Source organism: Venenivibrio stagnispumantis (assembly GCF_900182795.1).
GTDB classification, from domain to species: domain Bacteria; phylum Aquificota; class Aquificia; order Aquificales; family Hydrogenothermaceae; genus Venenivibrio; species Venenivibrio stagnispumantis.
Genome location: NZ_FXTX01000002.1, coordinates 1 through 22035 on the forward strand (window position 1 = coordinate 1; position 22035 = coordinate 22035).

General features: G+C 30.0%; 23 protein-coding genes. 6 read left to right on the forward strand and 17 right to left on the reverse strand.

What is annotated here, in order from left to right; translation table 11 throughout:
• Positions 1-1096, forward strand: a 1096-nt coding sequence (locus tag QOR43_RS01005) for a transposase (protein WP_283571400.1), incomplete at its 5' end; no start/stop codon positions are given.
• Positions 1097-1768: a PilZ domain-containing protein gene (locus tag QOR43_RS01010; RefSeq protein ID WP_265133514.1), complete on the forward strand. Its 672-nt coding sequence runs from the start codon at positions 1097-1099 to the stop codon at positions 1766-1768.
• Here QOR43_RS01010 and QOR43_RS01015 read toward each other — a convergent pair.
• The 9 genes from QOR43_RS01015 to rpsB form a co-directional block, all read right to left on the reverse strand.
• Entirely contained in the window at positions 1765-2409 is a 645-nt protein-coding gene (locus QOR43_RS01015) for a 7-carboxy-7-deazaguanine synthase QueE (protein WP_265133513.1), read from the reverse strand. The two genes, QOR43_RS01010 and QOR43_RS01015, sit on opposite strands and share 4 nt — an antisense overlap.
• Positions 2381-5254 carry a translation initiation factor IF-2 gene (infB, locus tag QOR43_RS01020; RefSeq protein ID WP_265133512.1) on the reverse strand — a complete coding sequence of 958 codons (2874 nt, stop codon included), beginning with the start codon at positions 5252-5254 and terminating at the stop codon, positions 2381-2383. The genes QOR43_RS01015 and infB overlap by 29 nt, the downstream gene beginning before the upstream one ends.
• Before the next feature lie 12 nt (positions 5255-5266).
• A complete protein-coding gene (locus QOR43_RS01025; protein ID WP_265133511.1) occupies positions 5267-5566 on the reverse strand; it encodes a hypothetical protein in 300 nt (99 codons plus the stop codon).
• Positions 5563-6675, reverse strand: a complete 1113-nt coding sequence (nusA, locus tag QOR43_RS01030; protein WP_265133510.1) for a transcription termination factor NusA — start codon at positions 6673-6675, stop codon at positions 5563-5565. Before nusA ends, QOR43_RS01025 begins: the two co-directional genes overlap by 4 nt.
• 2 nt (positions 6676-6677) lie before the next feature.
• Positions 6678-7121, reverse strand: a complete 444-nt coding sequence (locus tag QOR43_RS01035) for a ribosome maturation factor RimP (protein ID WP_265133509.1) — start codon at positions 7119-7121, stop codon at positions 6678-6680.
• Positions 7122-7313: 192 nt separating this feature from the next.
• Complete coding sequence (frr, locus tag QOR43_RS01040) at positions 7314-7868, reverse strand: ribosome recycling factor (RefSeq protein WP_265133508.1); 555 nt, start codon at positions 7866-7868, stop codon at positions 7314-7316.
• A 12-nt stretch (positions 7869-7880) separates the two neighbouring features.
• The gene (gene pyrH / locus QOR43_RS01045; RefSeq protein ID WP_265133507.1) at positions 7881-8594 is read right to left on the reverse strand and encodes a UMP kinase; all 714 of its coding nucleotides are present in this window, start codon (positions 8592-8594) and stop codon (positions 7881-7883) included.
• Between the two features lie 2 nt (positions 8595-8596).
• Positions 8597-9190 (reverse strand): translation elongation factor Ts, encoded by a 594-nt coding sequence (gene tsf / locus QOR43_RS01050; protein ID WP_265133506.1) that lies wholly within the window; start codon positions 9188-9190, stop codon positions 8597-8599.
• A gap of 14 nt (positions 9191-9204) precedes the next feature.
• Positions 9205-10056 (reverse strand): 30S ribosomal protein S2, encoded by an 852-nt coding sequence (rpsB, locus tag QOR43_RS01055; RefSeq protein ID WP_265133505.1) that lies wholly within the window; start codon positions 10054-10056, stop codon positions 9205-9207.
• Between the two features lie 212 nt (positions 10057-10268).
• On the opposite strand from rpsB, the gene QOR43_RS01060 reads away from it, so the two are divergent.
• Positions 10269-11333 carry an LptF/LptG family permease gene (locus QOR43_RS01060; protein WP_265133504.1) on the forward strand — a complete coding sequence of 355 codons (1065 nt, stop codon included), beginning with the start codon at positions 10269-10271 and terminating at the stop codon, positions 11331-11333.
• Between the two features lie 3 nt (positions 11334-11336).
• Here the strand turns inward: QOR43_RS01060 and pheA are convergent, their stop codons facing one another.
• Positions 11337-12419, reverse strand: a complete 1083-nt coding sequence (gene pheA, locus QOR43_RS01065; RefSeq protein ID WP_265133503.1) for a prephenate dehydratase — start codon at positions 12417-12419, stop codon at positions 11337-11339.
• A 104-nt stretch (positions 12420-12523) separates the two neighbouring features.
• On the opposite strand from pheA, the gene QOR43_RS01070 reads away from it, so the two are divergent.
• Complete coding sequence (locus QOR43_RS01070) at positions 12524-12751, forward strand: hypothetical protein (protein ID WP_265133502.1); 228 nt, start codon at positions 12524-12526, stop codon at positions 12749-12751.
• Here the strand turns inward: QOR43_RS01070 and QOR43_RS01075 are convergent.
• The 7 genes from QOR43_RS01075 to QOR43_RS01105 form a co-directional block, all read right to left on the reverse strand.
• Positions 12722-13711 (reverse strand): sensor histidine kinase, encoded by a 990-nt coding sequence (locus QOR43_RS01075; protein WP_265133501.1) that lies wholly within the window; start codon positions 13709-13711, stop codon positions 12722-12724. The two genes, QOR43_RS01070 and QOR43_RS01075, sit on opposite strands and share 30 nt — an antisense overlap.
• The gene (phoU, locus tag QOR43_RS01080) at positions 13704-14360 is read right to left on the reverse strand and encodes a phosphate signaling complex protein PhoU (protein ID WP_265133500.1); all 657 of its coding nucleotides are present in this window, start codon (positions 14358-14360) and stop codon (positions 13704-13706) included. Before phoU ends, QOR43_RS01075 begins: the two co-directional genes overlap by 8 nt.
• 10 nt (positions 14361-14370) lie before the next feature.
• Positions 14371-15129: a phosphate ABC transporter ATP-binding protein PstB gene (gene pstB / locus QOR43_RS01085; protein ID WP_265133498.1), complete on the reverse strand. Its 759-nt coding sequence runs from the start codon at positions 15127-15129 to the stop codon at positions 14371-14373.
• Positions 15126-15968: a phosphate ABC transporter permease PstA gene (pstA, locus tag QOR43_RS01090; protein ID WP_265133497.1), complete on the reverse strand. Its 843-nt coding sequence runs from the start codon at positions 15966-15968 to the stop codon at positions 15126-15128. The genes pstB and pstA overlap by 4 nt, the downstream gene beginning before the upstream one ends.
• Entirely contained in the window at positions 15969-16910 is a 942-nt protein-coding gene (gene pstC / locus QOR43_RS01095) for a phosphate ABC transporter permease subunit PstC (RefSeq protein WP_265133496.1), read from the reverse strand.
• A 115-nt stretch (positions 16911-17025) separates the two neighbouring features.
• Positions 17026-18048, reverse strand: coding sequence for a phosphate ABC transporter substrate-binding protein PstS (pstS, locus tag QOR43_RS01100; RefSeq protein WP_265133495.1), 1023 nt, complete (start codon positions 18046-18048; stop codon positions 17026-17028).
• A 67-nt stretch (positions 18049-18115) separates the two neighbouring features.
• Entirely contained in the window at positions 18116-19462 is a 1347-nt protein-coding gene (locus QOR43_RS01105; RefSeq protein ID WP_265133494.1) for a hypothetical protein, read from the reverse strand.
• Between the two features lie 112 nt (positions 19463-19574).
• Between QOR43_RS01105 and QOR43_RS01110 the strand changes: the two genes are divergently transcribed.
• Positions 19575-20711, forward strand: a complete 1137-nt coding sequence (locus tag QOR43_RS01110) for a sensor histidine kinase (protein ID WP_265133493.1) — start codon at positions 19575-19577, stop codon at positions 20709-20711.
• The gene (locus QOR43_RS01115) at positions 20692-22035 is read left to right on the forward strand and encodes a sigma-54-dependent transcriptional regulator (protein ID WP_265133492.1); all 1344 of its coding nucleotides are present in this window, start codon (positions 20692-20694) and stop codon (positions 22033-22035) included. Before QOR43_RS01110 ends, QOR43_RS01115 begins: the two co-directional genes overlap by 20 nt.

Here is a 22035-nt window from a genome sequence, read left to right on the forward strand (position 1 = left end):
ATTATGGTTTATGAAATTAAATATAAAACTACCAACAATAAATAAACAATTTAGATGGTTTGAGATAAAGAAATTAGTTCCAACAAAAATAGCAAGATTACTAACAAAAGGAGCAAAACCACAAGCACCATTAATAAAAAAAGAGTTGCTTTCAAATGGATATAACATATACAGATTAATCATTCCATTTGAAATAGAAATAAAATCCTTTGATATAGAGAATATAGAAGAAAACAGAGTATTATCAATAGACCTATCACCAAGTGAAAACAGGCTTGCAGTAGCAACAATATTAGAAGAGAAAAGACATTCAAAACCAATATTTTTTAAAGCAAAAAGAATAATAAGAAAAATAGACAGAATACAAAAAGAGATAGACAAAATAGAAAAGAAAATAGACCATATAGCAGATGATATACACACAACAAAAAGCAAAAATCATAAAGAAAAACTACAAAACAGATTAAAACATCTATACCAAGAACAAAAAAGAAAACAAAGAAAAATAAAACAAATCAGAAAAGAGATACTGAATATATTCACAAACTGGATAATAGAATATGCTATAAACTACAACATAAAGATAATAGCAATAGAGAAACTATCATTTAAAAAGATACCAAACTGGCAAAGCAGTAAAGCAATAAAAAGATTTACAGAATGGTTTTACGGCAAGATAAAAGATAAACTCCAATACAAAGCAAAACTAAAAGGTATAAGAATATTAGAAGTTCCACCATCATATACAAGCCAATATTGTCATAAATGCAATAAAAAAGCAGAAGCAGACAGATTAACATTTAAATGTGAATGTGGAAAATATGATAGAGATTACAATGCAAGTGTAAATATAGGAAAAAGAGCAATAAGAATAATAAATAGAATAAGAGCTGGCAAGTCAAAATCCGGAGAGTATATCTCAAAGGATACTCCTGCCAGAAATCCGTCTCGTCAGGGGCTTGCCAGTTTTACCGGTCTAATATCAGTATTACCATTAACCAGACTTGTAGCATACAGCAGTTTAGTAGAAATTTCAGCAATAAAACTCAAAAGACTAATCAAATGGATAGATACACGAAATTATGGATATGGATAGATGGGACGGACGGAAGCAATGAATATAGTAGATGAGTTTATAGAATATTTAAAGAAAAATAAAAATATAGAAGCATATACTTTTTTTCAGGAAGTACCTGTTAAAGTAAAAGCAGAAGTTTTAGATATAGATGAAATAAGAAAACAGATAGAGCTAAAAGTTAATGAAAAATTTGTTTTTGCAATAGCAGATGAAAAAGAAGTATATTTTAATTTTAAAAATGAAGTTCTTGTTTCTTCTGCAGTATATTGGGACAAAGATATTGTTGTTATTTTTTTTCCTAAGATAGCATTAGAACCAAAAACAAAAAGAAAAACCGTCAGAGTAAAAGTTTCATCTAAAAACCCTATAAAGATGGAGTTATTTTTTGATGAAAATGATTCTGTTTGTGTCTTTCTGAATGATATATCTGAAGATGGAGTCGGATTTATGGTTTCTCATGATATAGAACAGAAATTACATATAGGTAAAACATACAAAGCTAAGCTTTTTCTAAATGGAGAATACGATATTTTAATAGAAATTAGATATTTATATAAACTGAAAGATGATATATATACAGTTGGAGCAAAAATTGTGGAAGCTCCAAAGAATTTACCGGATAAAATAGCAAAATATGTTGCAGAAAGGCAAAAAGAGATTATAAAATTAATAAATGAGATAAAAGGTTAAGGTAATCCAAGAACTTTATGGCATTGAGGGATGACCCTGCTTTCTATACCAAAAGATAATAATTTATCCTGTAAATCTATAGCTTTTTTTACTTTATCAGGAAGATTACTTTGGGGTTGTAAAATTATATTTTTGTTAAATTTTATTACTTCTTTTATATTTTGTAATGTTATAAAATCATCTATAACAAATTTAAATTCTGAGATATATGAAGCTAAATTTGGATTTATGAAATATGAAGGTGGTTTTGGAGAACAGACTATATAAAGATTTTTATTATTATAATCTATATTTTCATTAAACAATGTGCCATTTGTCTCAATGAATACTGTGTATTTATTTTCTAATAAAAAATTAACAAGAATGTCAAGATTTTCCGTAAAAAATGGCTCTCCTCCGGTTATACAAACCCTTTTGATATTATATTTTTTTATTTCATTAAGTATTTGGTCTAAATCTAAAATTTTGAAACTTTTTCCATCGTAAGAATATGTTGTATCGCACCAAGGACATCTCAGATTACATCCTTCCAATCTTATAAAAACAACAGGTAATCCTACCCAGCTCCCTTCTCCCTCTACTGTTCTAAATATTTCTACAATTTTAAATTCTTTATTGAGGTCTTTCTTCAACAATTTCATAAGCTTCTATAATATCACCTACTTTAATATCATTAAAGTTTTCTATTGTTAATCCACATTCAAAGCCTTTGGCAACTTCTTTTACATCTTCCTTAAATCTTTTAAGTGATGCTATTTTACCATCATATATCACAATTCCATCTCTTATAACCCTTGCTAATGCATTTCTTCTTATTACTCCTTCCGTTACATAACAACCGGCTATTGTTCCAATAGATTTTACTTTAAATGTTTGTCTTACTTCTGCAGTTCCAAGTATTACTTCTCTTTGTACCGGTGCAAGTAATCCTTTAAGTGCTTTTTCTAAATCTTCTATTACATTATAAATAATGTTATAAATTTTTATATCTACATTTTCCTCTTCTGCTGTTTTTCTGGCACCGGTATCTGGTCTTACATTGAAGCCTATTATAATAGCATTTGAAGCTGCTGCAAGCATTACATCACTTTCAGTAATAGCACCAACACCACTATGGATAATATTTATAGTTATATCTGGGAATTTTTCTGCTAAATCTTCTATGGATTTCTTTAAAGCTTCTGCAGAACCTTGAACATCTGTTTTTATAATAAGATTTATCTCTTTTTGTCCACTTAAATTTTCAAGATGTATTCTTGTTTTCTTTGCAAGAAGTTCTTCTTCTCTTCTTTGTTTTCTTATTTCCGCAAGCTGTTTTGCTTCCCTTTCTGTTTCTTTTGCTATGAATTTATCTCCTGCCTCGGGTATTTCATCAAAACCAAGAACCTCAACAGGAGTAGAAGGTGGTGCCTTGCTTACCCTCTCACCTCTTTCATTAAACATTGCTTTAACTTTACCCCATGTATATCCTGCAACAAAATAATCTCCTATATGCAATGTTCCGTTTTGAACTAAAACTGTAGCAACTGCTCCTCTTTTTGGGTCTAATTTTGATTCTATAACAGTTCCAATAGCCAATCTATTAGGATTAGCTTTCAGTTCAAGCATTTCTGCAACAAGAAGAACCATCTCAAGAAGAGTTTCTACATTGTATCCGGTTTTTGCAGATATATCTACAAATATAGTATCCCCACCCCATTCTTCCGGCACAAGTCCGTATTGGGTAAGTTGCTGTCTAACCCTCATCGGGTCAGCACCCGGTTTATCTATCTTGTTAACGGCAACAATTATAGGGACTTTTGCGTTTTTAGCGTGGTTAATAGCTTCAATTGTTTGTGGTTTTACACCATCATCTGCTGCCACAACAAGTATAGCAATATCTGCGACTTTTGAACCTCTTGCTCTTAATGTAGTAAAGGCTTCGTGTCCCGGTGTATCTAAGAAAGTTATTTCTTTTCCATTTGGTAATTTTATTTTATAAGCACCTATATGTTGTGTTATCCCACCATGTTCTTTTGATGCAACATCGGTTTTTCTGATTGTATCAAGTAATGTTGTTTTACCATGGTCAACGTGTCCCATTACAGTTACAATAGGTGGTCTTTCTACTAAATTTTCTTCTTCCTCTTGTATCTCTTCTTCCGCTATTTCTAAGGTTTTCTCTTCTTCTTCTGTTTCTTCACCTTCTATTTTTATCTCTGCTAAAAATCCGTGAGCTTCTGCAATCTCCAATGCTATCTTAGGGTCTATTATCTGATTTACAGTAGCCAATATTTTTCTTGATAATAAATCCATTAAAATTTGATTAACCGGAATATTTAATAAATCTGCAAGTTCTCTTACAGTTATTATTTCAGGAATAGAAACTATTTTAATTTCTTCTTCTTCCTTAATTTCTTCCTCTTTTTCTTTTTTCTCTTTCTTAGGTTTCTTTTTCTTCTTAGATTCTGTTTCCATTAATTTTCTTAAAGCTTCTCTCTCTTCTCTTTCTTCTTTTGCTAATCTTAACTCTCTATCTTCTTTTGTTTCCTTTTTTTCTACTCTTTTTTCTTCTTTTAATAACTCTTGAACATATCCTGTAAATTCTTCTTTTCTTTCTGGTTTTTTCTCAAATTTTCTTTCTGGTTTTTCTTCAAACTCTTTTTTTGGAGGTTTTTTCTCAAATCTTTCTTTTCTTTCAAACTCCTTCTTTTCAGGTCTTTCCTTTCTTTCAAATCTCTCTCTTTTCTCAAACTCTTTTCTTTCAGGCTTTTTCTCAAATCTTTCTTTTCTTTCAAACTCTTTTTTTTCTGCTCTTTCTTTCTTTTCAAACTCTCTTCTTTCAGGTTTTTCTCTTTTTTCAAATCTTTCTCTTGGTCTATATTCTCTTTTTTCTTCTACAACTTCAACAACAATAGCTTCTTCTTGCTCTTTTCTTTTTTCTTCTTCTAATTTTTCCTTTTCTTCTTCTAATCTTTTTTGCTCTTCTTCTTTTTTTCTTTTTTCTTCCTCTTCTTTTTTCTTTAATTCTTCTTCAATTCTTTTTTGCTCTTCTAATTTTCTTTGTTCTTCTAATTTTTTCTCTTCTTCTAATCTTCTTTTTTCTTCCTCTAACTTTCTTTTTTCTTCTTCTTCCCTTTTCCTTTCTTCCTCTACAAGAGATTTTACTTTATTTACTATATCTTCTTCTATTTTATCAAGATTAGAAACTTCTTTTGTATAACCAATCTCTTTTAGTTTTTCCCTTAATTCTTCAAGAGAAAGACCAAGCTGGTGATATACATCAAAAACTTGATATTCTTTTTTCTTTTCTATTTTTTCAGGCTCTTTCTTTTCCTCTACCGGTTTAGCAAAAATATCTCTTATTGTTTCTACAAGTTCATCTTCTAAACCACTGGTAGCTTTAAGCTCTTCTCCTGTTAATCTTTTTATTTCTTCTATGATTTCCTTAGATTTAACATTAAGCTCTTTTGCCAAATCCGAAACTTTAAGTTTTTTCTTACTCAAAAATAAAACCTCCTAAAACTGCTTAAAATAAGATTGTATCAAATTTTTTAAATTTATGCCAAATTTATTATAAGGAACAAATATAACTGCAACTTCCTTTTTTCCTATTAAAGCTCCAAGCTCTTCTTTTTTAAAAAGGATATAATATTCTTTAAAATTGTTTATAACCTTTTTTTTCGTATTTTCAGAGCTATCTTCAGCCAATATAATAAAACCTTTCTTATTCTTGCTTTTCAATGCTTCTTCCAAACTTATTTTTATTAATCTTCCTTTCCAGCCTATCTGTATTAGATTTTTAATCTTTTCTATCACTTTGTTTTTAATTTCTGTATTTTTTCAAAATCTTCTTCACTTAATATATCTATATGCCATCCTGTTATTTTATGAGCAAGCTTTGCATTAACACCATTTTTTCCTATTGCAAGAGACAACTCACTTTTTGGCACTGCAATCTCAATTCTTTTATCTTTTGGTAATAATCTGTATCTTTTTGCTCTTGCAGGAGATATTGCTCTTAATATAAATTTAGCAGGGTCTTCACTCCATTCTATAACATCAATCTTTTCTCCGGATAACTCTTTTGATACATTTTGTATTCTTTGTCCTTTTAAACCTACAACAACTCCTACAGGGTCTATATTTTTATCATGGGAATATACTGCAACTTTTGCCCTTTCTCCCGGTTCTCTTGCTATAGCTTTTATCTCAATCTCTCCTTCCTGTATTTCCGGAACTTCTATTTCTAATAGTTTTCTTAAAAAGTTTGGATGTGTTCTGGATAAAAGTATAAGAGGTGGTTCGGAAACTTTTATCAATCTTTTTCTGTTTTCTCTATCAAATAATGTATAGCTATCATCATTTACTACCTTAAATATTAATGCCCTAATTCTGTCTCCTATTTTGTATTTTTCTGTAGGTATCTGTTCTTCTTCCGGAAGAACTGCTTCTACCCTTCCAAGGTCTACTATAATATCATTTCCTTCAAATCTTCTTACTGTACCGGTAATAATATTTCCTTCCAGCTTTTTAAATTCTTTATAAAGAATATCCCTTTCTACTTTTGAAACTTTTTGAGATATAACTTCTCTTGCAACATTTACTGCAATTCTTCCTATATCTTCTAAAGGAAGAGGAACTTCAACATATTTTCCTACTTCTGCATTTGGGTCTATCTTTTTTGCTTCTGATAAAGATATTTCTTTTCTTTCATCTTCTACAAATGGAGTAATTTTCTTCTTAACTAAAACTTTAAGTTCATCATTTTCTTTGTCAAATATAACTTTTATATCTTTATCTTTATATTTAAACTCTTTTTTAACTGCAAGTAAAATACCATCTTTTAATGCTTTTTCTATAACTTCTTCCGGCACATTTTTTTCTTTTGCTACTGTTTCAATTACATTTTTTAATTTTATCGGCATTTTCAAAACTCCAATTTTGCTTGTGATATATTTTCAAAAGGTATTTTTATTTTATTGTCATCTTGATTTAAAACCACATTTTCATCTTCTAAGCCTTCCAATACTCCCCTAAATACTTTTTTTTCTTCTATCGGTTCTTTTGTTTTTATTACTATATCCCTTCCTTTAAATATATTAAATTCTTCTTTATTTTTAAGTTTTCTATCAAGTCCCGGTGAAGATATTTCCAATGTATAAGAGGTTGGTATTAAATCTTCTACATCAAGTAATGCTCCAAGTCTTTTGCTTACCCATTCACAATCATCTATAGATGTTCCTTCTGGATTATAAATATATACACGGAGTATAGGTCTTTTCCCTTTATTTAACTCAATATCAACAAGCTTCAAACCTTTTTCTTCCAAAATAGGAATAACAAGCTCTTTTACTTTTTCAACAATTTCCATACTCCAATCTACTCCTTAAATTTTAAATATGCAAAAATACCTTTGCATTTAAACTATTACATTAACTACCAATCCTTACCAGCTCGGCAAAAATGTTCGAGCAGGACAGGTTTGCATTAAAATTTAAATAATATCAATAAAATGCGTTAATATTATATTATTTTTTCGTAAAAATGCAATTATAAAGAAAACTTAGAGGGAGAGAATCTCCTTCTCTTTTGACTCGGTGAGGTTGTTGATTTCTTCTATATATTTGTCGGTTAATTTTTGTAATTTATCTAAGGCTTTTTTTACTTCGTCTTCAGAAACACCTTCTTTTTTAAGTTTTTCTATTTTTTCTTTGTCATCTCTTCTTACATTTCTAACAGCTATTCTTGCTTCTTCTGCAAATTTATGGATTAATTTAACTACTTCTCTTCTTCTTTCTTCTGTCATAGGTGGAAGATTTAATCTTATTACATTTCCTTCTGTTTGTGGATTGGCTCCGAGATTTGCTTCTATCAATGCTTTTTCTATCAATTTTACTGCTGATTTATCCCAGGACTGAATTAATATAACAGATGGTTCCGGTATTGAGATAGTTGCAAGCTGTTTTATAGGAAGTTCTGAGCCATAATAATCTACTTTTATATTTTCAACAAGACCGGTAGAAGCTCTTCCTGTTCTTATTCCTGCAAGCTCTTCTTTATATTTTGATACTGCCGCTTTCATTCTTTTTTCTGCATCTTTTAGTATTTCCTCTATCATAACCGGACCTCCTTAATTTTTCACTATAGAGCCTATTTCTTCACCGAAAACGAATTTTCTTAAATTTCCTCTTTCTTTTATATTAAAAACAGCTATTGGTAAATTATTTTCCATACATAATGTTAAGGCTGTATGATCCATTACCCTTAAATCCTGATTAATTGCATCAAGATATTTTACTTCTTTAAGTAGCTTAGCATCCAGATATTTATTTGGGTCTTTATCATATATGCCATCAACTTTTGTTGCTTTTATAAGAACATCTGCTTTTATTTCTGCTGCTCTTAATGCTCCTGTTGTATCAGTTGTAAAAAATGGACTTCCTGTTCCGGCTGCAAATATTACAACTCTGCCTTTTTCAAGATGCCTGATTGCTCTTCTTCTTATATAAGGTTCTGCAATCTGCCTCATCTCTATTGCTGTCATTACCCTTGTTGGAACCTCTTTTTTTTCAAGCACATCTTGAAGTGCAAGGGCATTCATTACAGTTGCAAGCATTCCCATATAATCTGCAGTAGCCCTATCCATACCAACTTTTGTTCCCTGAACTCCTCTAAATATATTACCACCGCCAATAACAATAGCTACCTGAACGCCTATCTCATATATATCTTTAATTTCATCACATAACTCATTAACAAAATCAGGGTCAATCCCGTATTCGAGATTGCCCATCAATGCTTCGCCTGATAATTTAAGTAAAATTCTTTTATATTTTAAAGCCAATTTTACTCTCCGAGTTCATATCTACAAAATCTTCTTACCTGAATATTTTCTCCTATTTTTGCAATATATTCTTTTATCAAATCTTCTATCGTTTTTTTCTCATCTTTTATATAAGGTTGTTCAAGTAAGCAAACTTCTTTGAAAAATTTTTCAAGCTTTCCTTCTGCTATTTTTTCTGCAATATGTGCCGGCTTTCCTTCTGCCATTGCAGCTTCTCTTGCAATTTCTCCTTCTTTTTCTATTACTTCTCTCGGTATATCTTCTCTTTTAACATATTGAGGTCTCATTGCTGCAATTTGAAGTGCTATTTCATTTGCAAGCTCTTTAAATAACTCATTTCTTGCAACAAAATCAGTTTCACAATTTATTTCAAGTAAAACTCCTATTCTTCCACCTGCATGTATGTAAGAATGGATTAAACCTTCTTTTGTTTCTCTACCTGCTTTTTTTGCAGCTTTTGCTATTCCTTTTTTTCTAAGTAATTCAACTGCTTCTTCAAGATTTCCGTTTGTTTCTTCTAATGCTTTTTTGCATTCAAGCATTCCTGCACCGGTCATCTCTCTTAAAGTTTTAACTAAGTTTGCATCTATTGCCATTTTATAACTCCTCCTTAAACTTCTTCTTTAATTTCTTTATCTACAGCTCTTTCTATAGCTTCTTCCTTAGAAGGATTTCTTGCTCCATATACACCTGATTCAACTACATTAGCTCTTTCAAGCAACTCTTCCTCTACAGATTTCATTTCACCGGAAGATACTGCTAAACCTGTAGATTCTCTTACTTGTTTTCCTTCTATGATAGCATCTGCTATTTTTGACGTAATCAATTGGATAGCTTTAATTGCATCATCATTCCCTGGTATAGGATAATCTATCATATCTGGGTCGCAGTTTGTATCTGCTATCGCTACAACCGGAATTCCAAGCTTTCTTGCTTCTACCAATGCAAGATGTTCTCTAACTGTATCAACAACAAAAAGGATATCTGGCAATCTATCCATATCAATGATACCTTTTAAATTCTTTTCAAGTTTTTCTTTTTGTTTTTTTATCTTTACTACTTCTTTCTTAGGAAGTATTTCAAAAGCCCCTTCAGCTTCCATTCTTTCAAGTTTTCTTAATTTTGCTATACTTTTTTGAACTGTTTGGAAGTTTGTAAGCATTCCACCAAGCCATCTGTGATTTACATAAGGAGAGCCACACCTTTTAGCTTCTTCTTCAATTATTGCCTGAGCTTGTTTTTTTGTTCCTACAAATAAAACTGTAGCTCCATTAGCCACTTGTTCTGATACAAAATCAAGAGCCTGTCTGAAAAGTGGTATAGTTTTAGCAAGGTCAATGATATGAATGCCGTTTCTTTTTGTAAAGATATACGGCTTCATTTTCGGGTTCCATCTTCTTGCCTGATGCCCGAAATGCACTCCTGCTTCAAGGAGTTCTCTCATACTGATTTCTACTGTCATAAAACATTCCTCCTAAGGGTTTTTTTCTTCCGCTTCTTAAAAAAGACCCATAAGGGCAACCGTCCCATCTTTCCGTATCCATAATCGTATAAACCTATCCATTTAAATGGGTCAAAAAATCAATGTACTGTATGCAACCCTTTTTCAAAGAAGCGTGCTTAATTAAGTAAAATATTGTATCATATTATAAAAAATTTTTCCAATGAGGTTTGATGAAGAAATTATATATATACCTGTATCAAAGGCTATTATTTTATATATTAGTAGTGTTTCCTTCTTTTGCTTTCGTTTCAATTTTTATAGAATTGATAGAGATACTTAGAAAAACAAAAATTTTAGATTATAAATTAATTTCTTTATATATTTTATTTAAAATTCCGGAAAAAATTTATTATATTTTGCCTTTATCTGTGGTTATCTCTTTATTTTTGACAATAAATGAGATGTATAAAAAAAGAGAAATAGATATTATTTTAATAAATGGCATATCTTTGAAAAATCTATCTTATAGATTTATACTATTTTCAATTTTTGTATTTTTTGTCCAATTGATAAATCTTGAAGCAGTTATGTCACCGGCTCAAAAAAATTCTATGCTTATATACTCAAAATTAAAATCAGAAGATATAACAGAAGAAAAAAATCTATTAGTTTATAATTTGTGGCTTAGTTATGATGAAAATAAATTTATATATTTTGATTTTTTAGATTTAGATAAAAAATCCGGTAAAAATTTTATATTTATTCAGCTTGATAAAGATTTTAAACCGGTATATAAAATAGAAAGCTCATCTTTTAATATTAAAGAAAATGATAAAATAGAAGTAGAAAATGCTAAATTTATAAAAATAAACAGCATTTATGATTTTCAGATTGAAAATATCACAAAAAGCACATTATTTATATCTTTGGATATAGATAAAATAAAAAAATTAGTGATAACAAAAAAACCTGTTTCTTTGTCAGAACTTTACAAAATAGCAACTATTGCCCAAAGATATGGATATGAAGCATTATATTACTGGTCTCAGTTTTATTTAAAGTTAGCAACCGTAATATCTCCTATTATTCTTACTATCTTTATACTTCCATTTTTATGGAGAAATAATATTAGAGAGATTACTGTTGGAATGATATTTGTATTATTTTACTGGTATATCATAACTTTTTTCTCATCTCTTTCAGAAAGTGGTGTTATTCCGCATTTTGCCATATTTACAGTAGATTTTGCTTATGCCATAATAGGATTTTATAGATTATTCCGGTTAGAAAATTAAATCTTAATCTATCACAGCTTTTGGATAAGAGCCAAGTATTTTAAAATAAGGAGACCTTTCTTTTAACTCTTCAAGAGCTTTTTTTACATTTTCTTCCGATATATGCCCTTCTATATCTGTAAAAAATATATACTCCCAAGCTTCTCTTTTAGAAGGTCTTGATTCTATCTTTGTCATATTTATTCCATATCTATAAAGAGGCTCTAAATTTTTATATAATGCTCCTACTTCATTTCTTAAAGAAAAAATAAATGTTGTTTTATCATTACCGGAAGGTGGTGGAATATCTTTTCCTATAATTAAAAATCGTGTGTAGTTATATAGATGTTTATCTATTTTTCTTTCTAAGATATGAAGTCCATAAACATCTGCTGCTGCTTCTGAGGCTATTGCTGCGGACTGAAAATCATCTTTTGCTATCTCTGCTGCTTTTGCAGTGCTTTCTACTTCTATAATCTGGGCATGGGGCATATTTTTCATTATCCAATCTCTACATTCTGCTATTGCATGTCTGTGGGAATATATTCTTTCTATTTTAGATATATCGGTATTTATAGATAATAGATGTAAAGAGATTTCTAAAATTACTTCTCCGATTATTTTTAAATCATAATCTAAAAACATATCAAGGGTATAATTTACAACTCCTTCTATTGTATTTTCTACCGGTACTATTCCGTAATCCACTTTTTTCTTCACTATCTCCTCAAAAACATCTTTGATTGTCATCACAGGAATATGTTCTACAGTTTGTCCAAAATGTTTAATACTTGCTTGATGAGTAAAAGTTGCTTTTGGCCCAAGATATGCTACTTTTATAACTTCCTCTGTTCCTCTACAAGCCGATATTATCTCTTTAAAAATATGTTTTAAAGCTTCTTTTGGAAAAGGCCCATCACTTATTTTCTGTATTCTTTCAAAGATTTCTGCTTCTCTACTTGGCACATATATTGGCAGATTATATTTCTTTTTTATTTCTCCTACTTGCTGGGCTAACTTTGCCCTTTCATTAAGTAATTTCACAATATTTTCATCTATTTTATCTATCTCTTCCCTTAATTTTTTTAACTGCTCCTGATAATCCATTTGCTTCCTCTTCTATTTTTTCTTAATATTATAAACAAAATTGATAAAATCTAAAATAGACGCTATTATCATTAATAATAATTATTAATAAGGAGGTTGAAAAGATGAAAAAGTTAAAACTTGCCCTTGGAGTTTCAGCTTTAATTGCAGTAGACGGTTTATCTATCTCTGCTTCTAAATCTTCAGATACTGAACTTTTAAAACAAGCTAAGCAGTATTTCCAACCTTTACCAAAACAAATTCCATCTCCGAAAGATAATCCTATCACAAAAGAAAAGGTAGAACTTGGGAATTTTATAAAATTATTTTGGAATTTCTACATAAAAAGTTGAACCTTCGCCAATTTTACTTTCCACCCATACTTTGCCTTTATGGGCTTCTGCTATATGTTTTACAATAGAAAGACCAAGACCGGTTCCACCTACTTCTCTGCTTCTTGATTTGTCTACCCTGTAAAATCTTTCAAATATAAGCGGTAGAGATTCTTTTGGTATTCCTATACCGGTATCTTTTACTGATAATATAAAGCTATTATCTTTTTCTTTTGCTTTTACAATAACTTTTCCGTATTCTTTATTATATTTAATAGCATTTTCTACCAGATTTTTAACTAAAATTTTAAATTTTTGTTCATCAACATTAATATACAAATTTTTATCTACTTCATTTATTAAAGATACCTTTTTATCTAAGGTAAGATGTTTTAAATCTTCAAAGATATTTTCAACTAAATTATATAAATTCACAAGCTCTTTATTTATGTTTTCCTCTTTTGATTCAAGCTTTGCAAGAATAAGTAAATCATTTATCAAGCTATCCATCTGGTCTATTCTGTTTTTTGCCTTTTCTAAAAATATACCGGCATTCTTCGGATTATCTTCATTTTCTAAGGTTTCAATTACTGCTTTTAAAACTGCAAGTGGTGTTTTAAGTTCATGGGAAACATTTGATACAAAATCTTTCTTTGCCTGTTTATAAACTTCTATCATTGTTATATCTTGAAGATGTATTATTTTTGTTTCTTCAATATGATAAATATGCACTAAATATATATTATCTTTTATAGAAATCTCTTCTTTTGTATCTTTTTTATAATCGTGGGATATAATAGAATAAAGATAGTTATCTTTTACTACCTGAGAAAAATGTTTTCCTTCTATATCTTCTTCTTGTAATAAATTTTTTATATATCTATTTGCATAAATAATATTTTTATCTTTATCTACTATCAGAATGCCTTCTTTTAGAAAATCTAAAAATTTAAGCAGTATCTTAATATCTATGTTATTCATCAAGTTCTTGGTGTCTTAACATTTTTCCTTCTTTCATATATATAACTTCTTCTGCAAGGTTTGTGGATATATCTGCTACCCTTTCTATATTTTTTACAACATCTATTAGTCTAATTGCTACTTTTATTTTTGATGGGTCTTCTACCATATATGTGTATAGCTCCCTTATAATCTGCTCTTCTAATACATCTACTTTTTCATCTCTTTTTATTACATCTCTTGCAAGTTCCGTATCCATTTCCGAAAATGCTTTTATTGCATCTTTTAACATTGATAATGTTATATCTTTCATAAGTGGTAAATCTATATACTCTTTTAATTTGGGTTTTTCTATTATTGAGAGAGCGTGTTCTTTTATATTTTCTGCATGGTCTCCTATTCTTTCTAAATCCCTATTAACAAATAAATCCATAGCAAGTATTCTTAAATCTTTTGCTTCCGGTTGGTATCTTGCTATTGTTGTAATAATAAAGCTTTCATTTTCTACTTCCATTTTATCTATAATTTCTTCATTTTGGTCAACTATTTTTAAATACTCTCCATTATGTTCTACAATAGCTTTTATTGCATTTTCTATCATTTCAGTAGCTATATTTGCCATATTTATTAATCTGTTTCTTATTTCTTCCATTCTTGGTTTTATAAGCATCTTTACCTCCTTAACCAAATCTTCCGGTTACATAATCTTCTGTTAGTTTAACTTTTGGCTTTGTGAATATAATATCAGTTTCTCCAAATTCTATCAATTCTCCAAGATACATAAAAGCAGTGTAATCGGATACCCTCGCTGCCTGTTGCATATTGTGGGTAACTATCAATATTGTAACATTCTCTTTTAACTGAACTATCAATTCCTCTATTTTTGCTGTTGAGATAGGGTCCAATGCCGAAGTTGGTTCATCAAAAAGTAAAACTTCCGGCTCTACTGCTAATGCCCTTGCTATAACAAGTCTTTGTTGCTGACCTCCGGAAAGCCCCATAGCACTTTGATTTAATCTATCTTTCACTTCATCCCATAATGCTGCTTGTTTTAAAGCTTTTTCTACTCTATCTTTTAGTTCTGTTTTATTTTTTATACCCCTTAATCTAAGGCCATAAGCTATATTATCAAATATTGACATAGGAAATGGCGTTGGTTTTTGGAACACCATACCTATTCTGGAGCGTATATCTATAACATCTACATCTTTGGATAATATATTCATTCCATCCATTATTATTTCGCCTTCATATCTGTTCCCGTGATAAAGGTCATGCATTCTGTTAAAGCATCTAAGTAATGTTGTTTTTCCACATCCAGATGGCCCGATTAAAGCTGTTACTTTTTTTTCATAAACAGGCATATTTATATTTTTTAATGCCGGCTCGTTAGATTTTGCATAATAAAAATATAGATTTTTAACTTCTGCTTTTATCAACTTTTAAACCTCCAATGGATAATAGCTCTTGATATGATTGTAGTTAACAATATTACCAATGTTATCACAAAGGCTGCAGCCCATGCTTTTTCATGCCAATCATCATAAGGCCCCATAGCATACTGGAATATTGTAACTGTTAAAGATGCCATCGGCTCTGACAATTTTAAAGTAAAATATTGGTTATTAAATGAAGTAAATAAAAGGGGTGCTGTTTCTCCTGCTACCCTTGATATAGATAAAATAACCCCTGTTAAAATACCTGTAGCTGCCGCTCTATAAACAATATCTTTAATCACTTTAAAGTAAGAAGCCCCAAGGGCAAAAGCAGCTTCCCTTAATGTCCATGGGATAAGAGAAAGCATATCCTGAGTAGTTCTAAGCACTACCGGAACCATAATAAAAGCAAGTGAAGCAGCTCCGGCATAAGCATTAAAACCACCAAAAGGTTTAACTAAAATTGCATACATAAATGTACCTACAACTATAGAAGGCACACTTGTCATAATATCGGATAATACACTTACAATTTCTGCATATTTTGTTCCCCTTGCATACTCTGCTAAGAATGTCCCTGCAAGAATACCAACAGGAATACCGATTACAGCCGCCAAAGATGTAATAATCAAATGACCGACAAAAGCATTTCTTAATCCACCACCTTCAACTCCCGGTGGAGTTGGGTCTTGGGTAAACAAATCCAAATTTAAAGATGCAATTCCATGTTTTAAAACATCAAATAAAATAAATCCAAGCCAAAATAATCCAAGAAATGCAGCAAATGTTGATAAAGTTAAGGCTATATAACTTCTTATTTTTCTTCTTGCTTTTAAATCCATTTATATACCTCTTTTTGCAGCTTTGATTACTAAAAATTTTGCTATTGCAAGTATAATAAAACTCATAACAAATAAAATTAAAGCTAAATAAAATAAAGATGATAAATAAATATCTGTATCTGCTTCTGTAAATTCATTAGCAAGGGTTACTGTTATAGTTGCAGCTGCATCAAAAAGAGATGTTGTAATTTGATGATTATTTCCAAGAACAAAAGCTACTGCCATTGTTTCTCCAAGTGCCCTACCAAGTGCAAGAACTATACCACCATAAACACCGAGTTTTGCATAAGGAATAACTACATCTTTAACAACTTCCCATTTTGTAGCTCCAAGAGCATAAGCAGATTCTTTTACTATGGAAGGAGTTAGATTGAATGAATCCCTTGCTATACTTGCTATAAATGGCACTATCATTATGCTTAATATAACACTTGCAGTAAATAAATCTATTCCCATAGGTGTTCCTTCAAAGAGCTTGCCTATAATCGGTAATTTACCGATTGTTTTTTGTATAAATGGCTCAACATATTCTGCCATTATAGGAGCAAGGGTAAACAATCCCCACATACCATAAATAATACTTGGAATTGCTGCAAGCATCTCTATGGCTATACCTATTGGTGTTCTCATAATAAAAGGAGAAATCTCTGTTAAAAATATAGCTATACCAATACCTACCGGAATAGCAAGTATTAAAGATAATACAGTTGTTACCAAAGTTCCATAAAGACTTGCAGCAGCTCCAAAATCTTGCTGAACAGGGTCCCAATTCTCTTTAAATATAAAATTTAATATTCCAAATTTATGTATTGCAAGAGAAGATTCATCATACAAAACAATTAAAGTAGAAATTATAAGCACCAATATCAAAAAAGAAGCAGAAAAAGATAAAGTAGCAAAAAACATATCTGAAATTGGGTATTTAGATAATCTTTTTATCATTTTTTACTAAACCTTCCTTAGTTATTTTTCATTTAAAATATTATAACAAAATAAAAAAGAGAAGCTAAAAAGCTTCTCTTAGATAAGGAGTACAAGAGTAGGTTTAGCAGCGGCATTACGGTGCAATACCGTGTTCTTTCCAATATGCTCTAACTTTATCTTTAACTTCTTTTGGTAGAGGAGCATAAATAAGAGATTTTGCTATTTCATCTCCTTCAGGAGAAAATGCCCAATCAAAGAATTTTGTTACTTTTTTATTTGCTTCAGGTTTTTCTCTTGCTACTAATATATTTGTTGCTGCAGTAATAGGCCATGCATCAGCGCCTTTTGTATTTGTTATCCAGGTATAGAAATGTTTCTTAGGGTCATAATCTCCATATTTTGCAGCAGCAGAGAATGTATCAAGTGTAGGTCTTACAACTTTTCCGGCAGGATTTATAAGAAGTGTGTAAGTTAAATTATTTTGTTTTGCATAAGCAAACTCTACATATCCAACAGAATATCTAACCCTTTTTACATAGTTGGCTACACCTTCATTTCCTTTTCCACCTATACCGGTTGGCCATTTTACAGATTTACCTTCACCTACTTTTTCTTTCCATTCAGGACAAGCTTCTGCAAGATAGTGGGTAAATACTGCTGTTGTTCCTGAACCATCAGACCTATGAACAATAGTGATTTCTGCATCCGGTAAATTTAGATTTGGATTTAATTTTTTAATTAATGGGTCATTCCATTTTTTAATGTTTCCGAGGAATATCTGACATACTGCATTAGAATCTAAAACCATCTGCTCAGATTTTAAACCCGGTATATTTACAGCTATTACTTCACCACCTATAACCTGTGGCCATTGTAATAATTTATTTTTCTCTATTTCAGATGGAGGAAGTGCATCATCAGAAGCTCCAAAATCTACTGTTCTTTCTACTATCTGTCTAACTCCACCACCGGAGCCGATAGATTGGTAATTTAATTTTATACCGGTTTTTTTGTAATAAGCATCAGCCCATGCAGCATATAACGGATAAGGGAATGTAGCACCTGCACCATTTATCATCTCAGCAGCAGATACTGTAAAAACAACTGCAGAACTAACTGTCAAAGCAGCCAAACCTAAATTTTTTAAAGTTTTCATCACTTAAATACCTCCTTCAAAGATTTTTTTTAAATTAAACTCCCTCTCCCCTTCCCTTTTCAAATATTTACCATTTTACTTCAGCAGTAATCATATATTTTGTATAATCTTTATAATCAGCAGATTTGTCAGCCTTAGCAGGGTCATTAGCACCTTTATAATCAGCATAAGCAACGTTAGCTATCCATTTTATATATTTATTCATACTCCAAGCTACACCTGCATAATAAACATCTCTTTTATCCCAGTAAGCAGTAGCAGTTCCTTGTTTCTTTTCAGGTTCCCAGTGGTCATATCTTGCAAATACAGACCAGTCTTGTATTGGTCTAACTTCTGCATTTACAGAATATCCATCTCCCATTTTTGCATCTTTATTATTATAATCTGTTTTTAAATATTGAGCAGCTATTAGGAACATAGGATTGTTATATACTGCATGAATATGGTAAGCATTTAAGTTATTATGAGAAGTATAATAATCATTATATCCAAAATCACTCATTAGGTGTAAAGAAATATTTGCATAAGTATCTTTTTCAGGTTTTAATTTTTTATCTCCATTTCCGAAAATATGATATGTTAATCTACCTTCTAAGGAGTTATGAAAACCGGAGCTTTTTGATGAACTTGTATTTATTTTGTCATAACCTTCACCGTTAAATACTCCGTATTCTGCAGTTATGTATGGAGTTTTAGTTTTAAACTCAAGACCTGCATCTGCAGAAGGAAGCATTCCGGCACCATCACCTGACTCGTAGAAGGTTTTATCTACAGAACGATACAACCAACCTGAATGCTCTTCATAATCTATCCATGGAGTATGAACTATACCAACTTCAAATCCTGTAAATGGTATTATATCTGAGATATCTTTATACAGATATGCATATTTTACTTTCATTTTTATGCTTTGAGTATTATCAGCTTTTAAGTAATTGTTGTTATTACTATCAGGTTTACTATTGTAATCATTTGAAACATCAAGAGTTAATCTTGCATAATCCTTATCATTTAGATATGCCATTGTAGTAAAGTAAGCTCTTCTTAACTCAAAATCTCCGGAATCATTTTTACCTGTATATTGCTTTTTTCTTGAAGTATAAGTATAACCGATATAATCTAAACCTTCAAACTTTATCTTTTTGAATGCACCGGCAATTGTTGGAATGTTTGCAAATTTTTTGTCAAGTTTTTTAATTTTCTCAGTTGCTTCCATTGCTCTTTTGTCAATTTCAGCCTCATACTTTGCCTTTTCCGCCTCTTCATTTGCTAATTGCTCATCAATTTGAGCAGCCTCTTCTGCCGAAAGAATACCCTTTTCCACAAGTTTTTTAAGGATAGGGTTTTCTACTTCCTGTGCAGATGCCACTGCAAAACTTGAAAGTAATGCTGCTACTAAAACTTTCTTTTTCATAACATACCTCCATAAATAAATTTTTTATGTAAAAACTATAACAGACGAATGTTAAAAGAATATGAAGATTGTATTAAATTTTCTTAACAAAAGATTGTGGTAAAATGAATTTATGGTTTTTGAAAAAATATTTTACGGATACCGGATAGGAAGAATTGCCTTCTCTTTTTCATTTTTGATTTTACTTTTTATATATCTTTCAATAACCCAATCAATCCATATATCCATTTTAATACTTTCCTTATATTTTTTAAGCTCTATTGCATTATTTTTTTATAATCAGTTAAATACATTAGAATTTTTACTTGATATAGTTTTTCTTACCGCATTTTTTTATTTTACAATTGGAATTACTCCTTATATCTCAATTTTATATCTTTTCCCTATATTTTTTTACTCTTTACTTTCAGGAAAAAAATCATCTTTTATTGTTTGCTTAGTTTCTTTTATCTCTTTTTTATCTGTTAAAATTTTTTATGAAGATATCTCTATTATTGAGATATTTCTAAATGGTTTTTCTTTTTTTATGATTACCTTAGCCGGTTTAAACCTTCATAATAAATTGGAAAATCAAGAAAAAGAGATAGAAAAGTTTGAAAAATTAAAAAAAGAAAAAGATTTTTATAAAAAACTTTATGAAGTAGCTGGATACTTAGCCCATGAGATAAGAAATCCCCTTGCATCTATAAGCGGTGCTTCACAGCTCTTAAAAGAAGGAGAAAAAAATGATTTATTGATAGATATCATTTATAATGAAACAAAAAGATTAGACAATCTTATCAAAGATTTTATTATTTTATCTATGCCAAGAAGTGAAGAAAAAGAAAAAATAAATATAGAAGAAATTATAAAAAATTTTACATTAAGCTGTCAAAAAAATATAAAGTTAAATATTCAGCAAAAATCTATAAATTTTAATAAAAAAAGTTTTGAATATATGATAGGCAATATTATAAAAAATGCTTGTGAATGGGCAAAAGAAAATATAATTATAAATGTTTATAAACAAGATAAATTTTTGTATATAATAGTAGAAGATGATGGAGTTGGAGTAGATGATGAGATAAAAGATAAAGTATTTGAGCCATTTTTTTCAAAAAATCCAAAAGGAACCGGACTTGGACTTGCAATTGCAAAAAATATAGCCATAAATAATAATGGAGATATTAGCATAGAAAAAAGCCAAAATCTTGGTGGTGCTAAATTTATAATAACCTTAGAGGTAAACAATGAAAACATTGATACTTGATGATGAAAAAAATATTGTGGAAATATTATCCATTTTGCTTAAAAAAGAAGGATTTGATGTAGATGTTGCCTATTCTTTAAAAGAAGTGGAAGATAAAATATATGATATAGCATTTATTGACCTTAGGCTCCCTGATGGCTCCGGTATAGATATAATCCATAGATTAAAACAAAAAAATAATGATATTCTTATTGTTATGATTACTGCTTTTGCTTCACCGGATACGGCAGTAGAAGCCCTAAAAAGAGGAGCTTATGATTATATATCCAAACCTTTTGATATAAATGATATAAAAAAATTTATAAAAAAAGTAAAAGAAAAAATAAATATTCAAAATCTTTTATCAGAAGATGAAGAAGAAAATTTTTTAGTAGGAAATTCAACAGCAATAAGATTATTAAGAGAAACTATAAAAAAAGTAGCCCCTTATGATATAAATATACTCATAACCGGAGAAACAGGAACAGGAAAAGAAGTGACAGCAAGAGTTATCCATAAATACAGCAATAGAAAAGATAAACCTTTTGTAGCAGTAAATTGTGCTGCTATCCCTTCTGAACTCTTGGAGTCAGAACTATTTGGATATAAAAAAGGAGCATTTACCGGTGCAGAAAAAGATAAAATAGGATTAATAGAAGAAGCAGACGGCGGAACATTATTCTTAGATGAGATAGCAGAAATGCCACTACCACTTCAAGCAAAACTGCTTAGATTCTTAGAAGAAAGAAAAATAAGACCTCTTGGAACAACAAAAGAGATAGAGGTAGATGTCAGGATAATATCTGCTACAAACAAAGATTTAAAACAAGAGATAGAAAAAGGCAATTTTAGAGAAGATTTATATTATAGATTATCAACAATACATATCCAGTTGCCACCACTTAGAAAAAGAAAAGAAGATATACCGATTTTAATTTCTCAGCTTCTAAAAGAGATAAACAAAAAATATAATAAAAATATAACAAAAATAAATCCGGACTTTATAGATTATGTAAAGAGTTTAGAGCTAAAAGGTAATGTAAGAGAACTTAAAAATATTATTGAAAAAGCAGTAATATTGGCAGAGGGAGATGAACTAAAACCGGTAGAATATATAAAACCAATAAATAAAAACTCTATCTTTATAGATGACCCGAAAGCAGATTTTGAAATAAAATTATTTCCGGAAGAATTAAATCTAAAAGAAGTTATGGATAATATAGAAAAATCAATTATAAAATATGTATATGAAAAAACCAGAAAAAACAAAACAAAATCAGCCCAAATCCTCGGTCTAACATTTAGAGAATTCAGATACAGATATGAAAAATATTTTAAAGATTGA

Coding starts and splice junctions, on each gene's coding strand:
- QOR43_RS01105 (WP_265133494.1), bottom strand. CDS start 19,462: ATGAAAAAGAAAGTTTTAGTAGCAGCATTACTTTCAAGTTTTGCAGTG.
- QOR43_RS01010 (WP_265133514.1), top strand. CDS start 1,097: ATGGGACGGACGGAAGCAATGAATATAGTAGATGAGTTTATAGAATAT.
- frr (WP_265133508.1), bottom strand. CDS start 7,868: ATGATAGAGGAAATACTAAAAGATGCAGAAAAAAGAATGAAAGCGGCA.
- pheA (WP_265133503.1), bottom strand. CDS start 12,419: ATGGATTATCAGGAGCAGTTAAAAAAATTAAGGGAAGAGATAGATAAA.
- pstA (WP_265133497.1), bottom strand. CDS start 15,968: ATGGATTTAAAAGCAAGAAGAAAAATAAGAAGTTATATAGCCTTAACT.
- QOR43_RS01115 (WP_265133492.1), top strand. CDS start 20,692: ATGAAAACATTGATACTTGATGATGAAAAAAATATTGTGGAAATATTA.
- pstS (WP_265133495.1), bottom strand. CDS start 18,048: ATGAAAACTTTAAAAAATTTAGGTTTGGCTGCTTTGACAGTTAGTTCT.
- tsf (WP_265133506.1), bottom strand. CDS start 9,190: ATGGCAATAGATGCAAACTTAGTTAAAACTTTAAGAGAGATGACCGGT.
- pstC (WP_265133496.1), bottom strand. CDS start 16,910: ATGATAAAAAGATTATCTAAATACCCAATTTCAGATATGTTTTTTGCT.
- rpsB (WP_265133505.1), bottom strand. CDS start 10,056: ATGACAGTAGAAATCAGTATGAGAGAACTCCTTGAAGCAGGAGTGCAT.
- nusA (WP_265133510.1), bottom strand. CDS start 6,675: ATGCCGATAAAATTAAAAAATGTAATTGAAACAGTAGCAAAAGAAAAA.
- QOR43_RS01075 (WP_265133501.1), bottom strand. CDS start 13,711: ATGAATAACATAGATATTAAGATACTGCTTAAATTTTTAGATTTTCTA.
- QOR43_RS01070 (WP_265133502.1), top strand. CDS start 12,524: ATGAAAAAGTTAAAACTTGCCCTTGGAGTTTCAGCTTTAATTGCAGTA.
- QOR43_RS01015 (WP_265133513.1), bottom strand. CDS start 2,409: ATGAAATTGTTGAAGAAAGACCTCAATAAAGAATTTAAAATTGTAGAA.
- QOR43_RS01060 (WP_265133504.1), top strand. CDS start 10,269: ATGAAGAAATTATATATATACCTGTATCAAAGGCTATTATTTTATATA.
- phoU (WP_265133500.1), bottom strand. CDS start 14,360: ATGCTTATAAAACCAAGAATGGAAGAAATAAGAAACAGATTAATAAAT.
- QOR43_RS01035 (WP_265133509.1), bottom strand. CDS start 7,121: ATGGAAATTGTTGAAAAAGTAAAAGAGCTTGTTATTCCTATTTTGGAA.
- QOR43_RS01110 (WP_265133493.1), top strand. CDS start 19,575: ATGGTTTTTGAAAAAATATTTTACGGATACCGGATAGGAAGAATTGCC.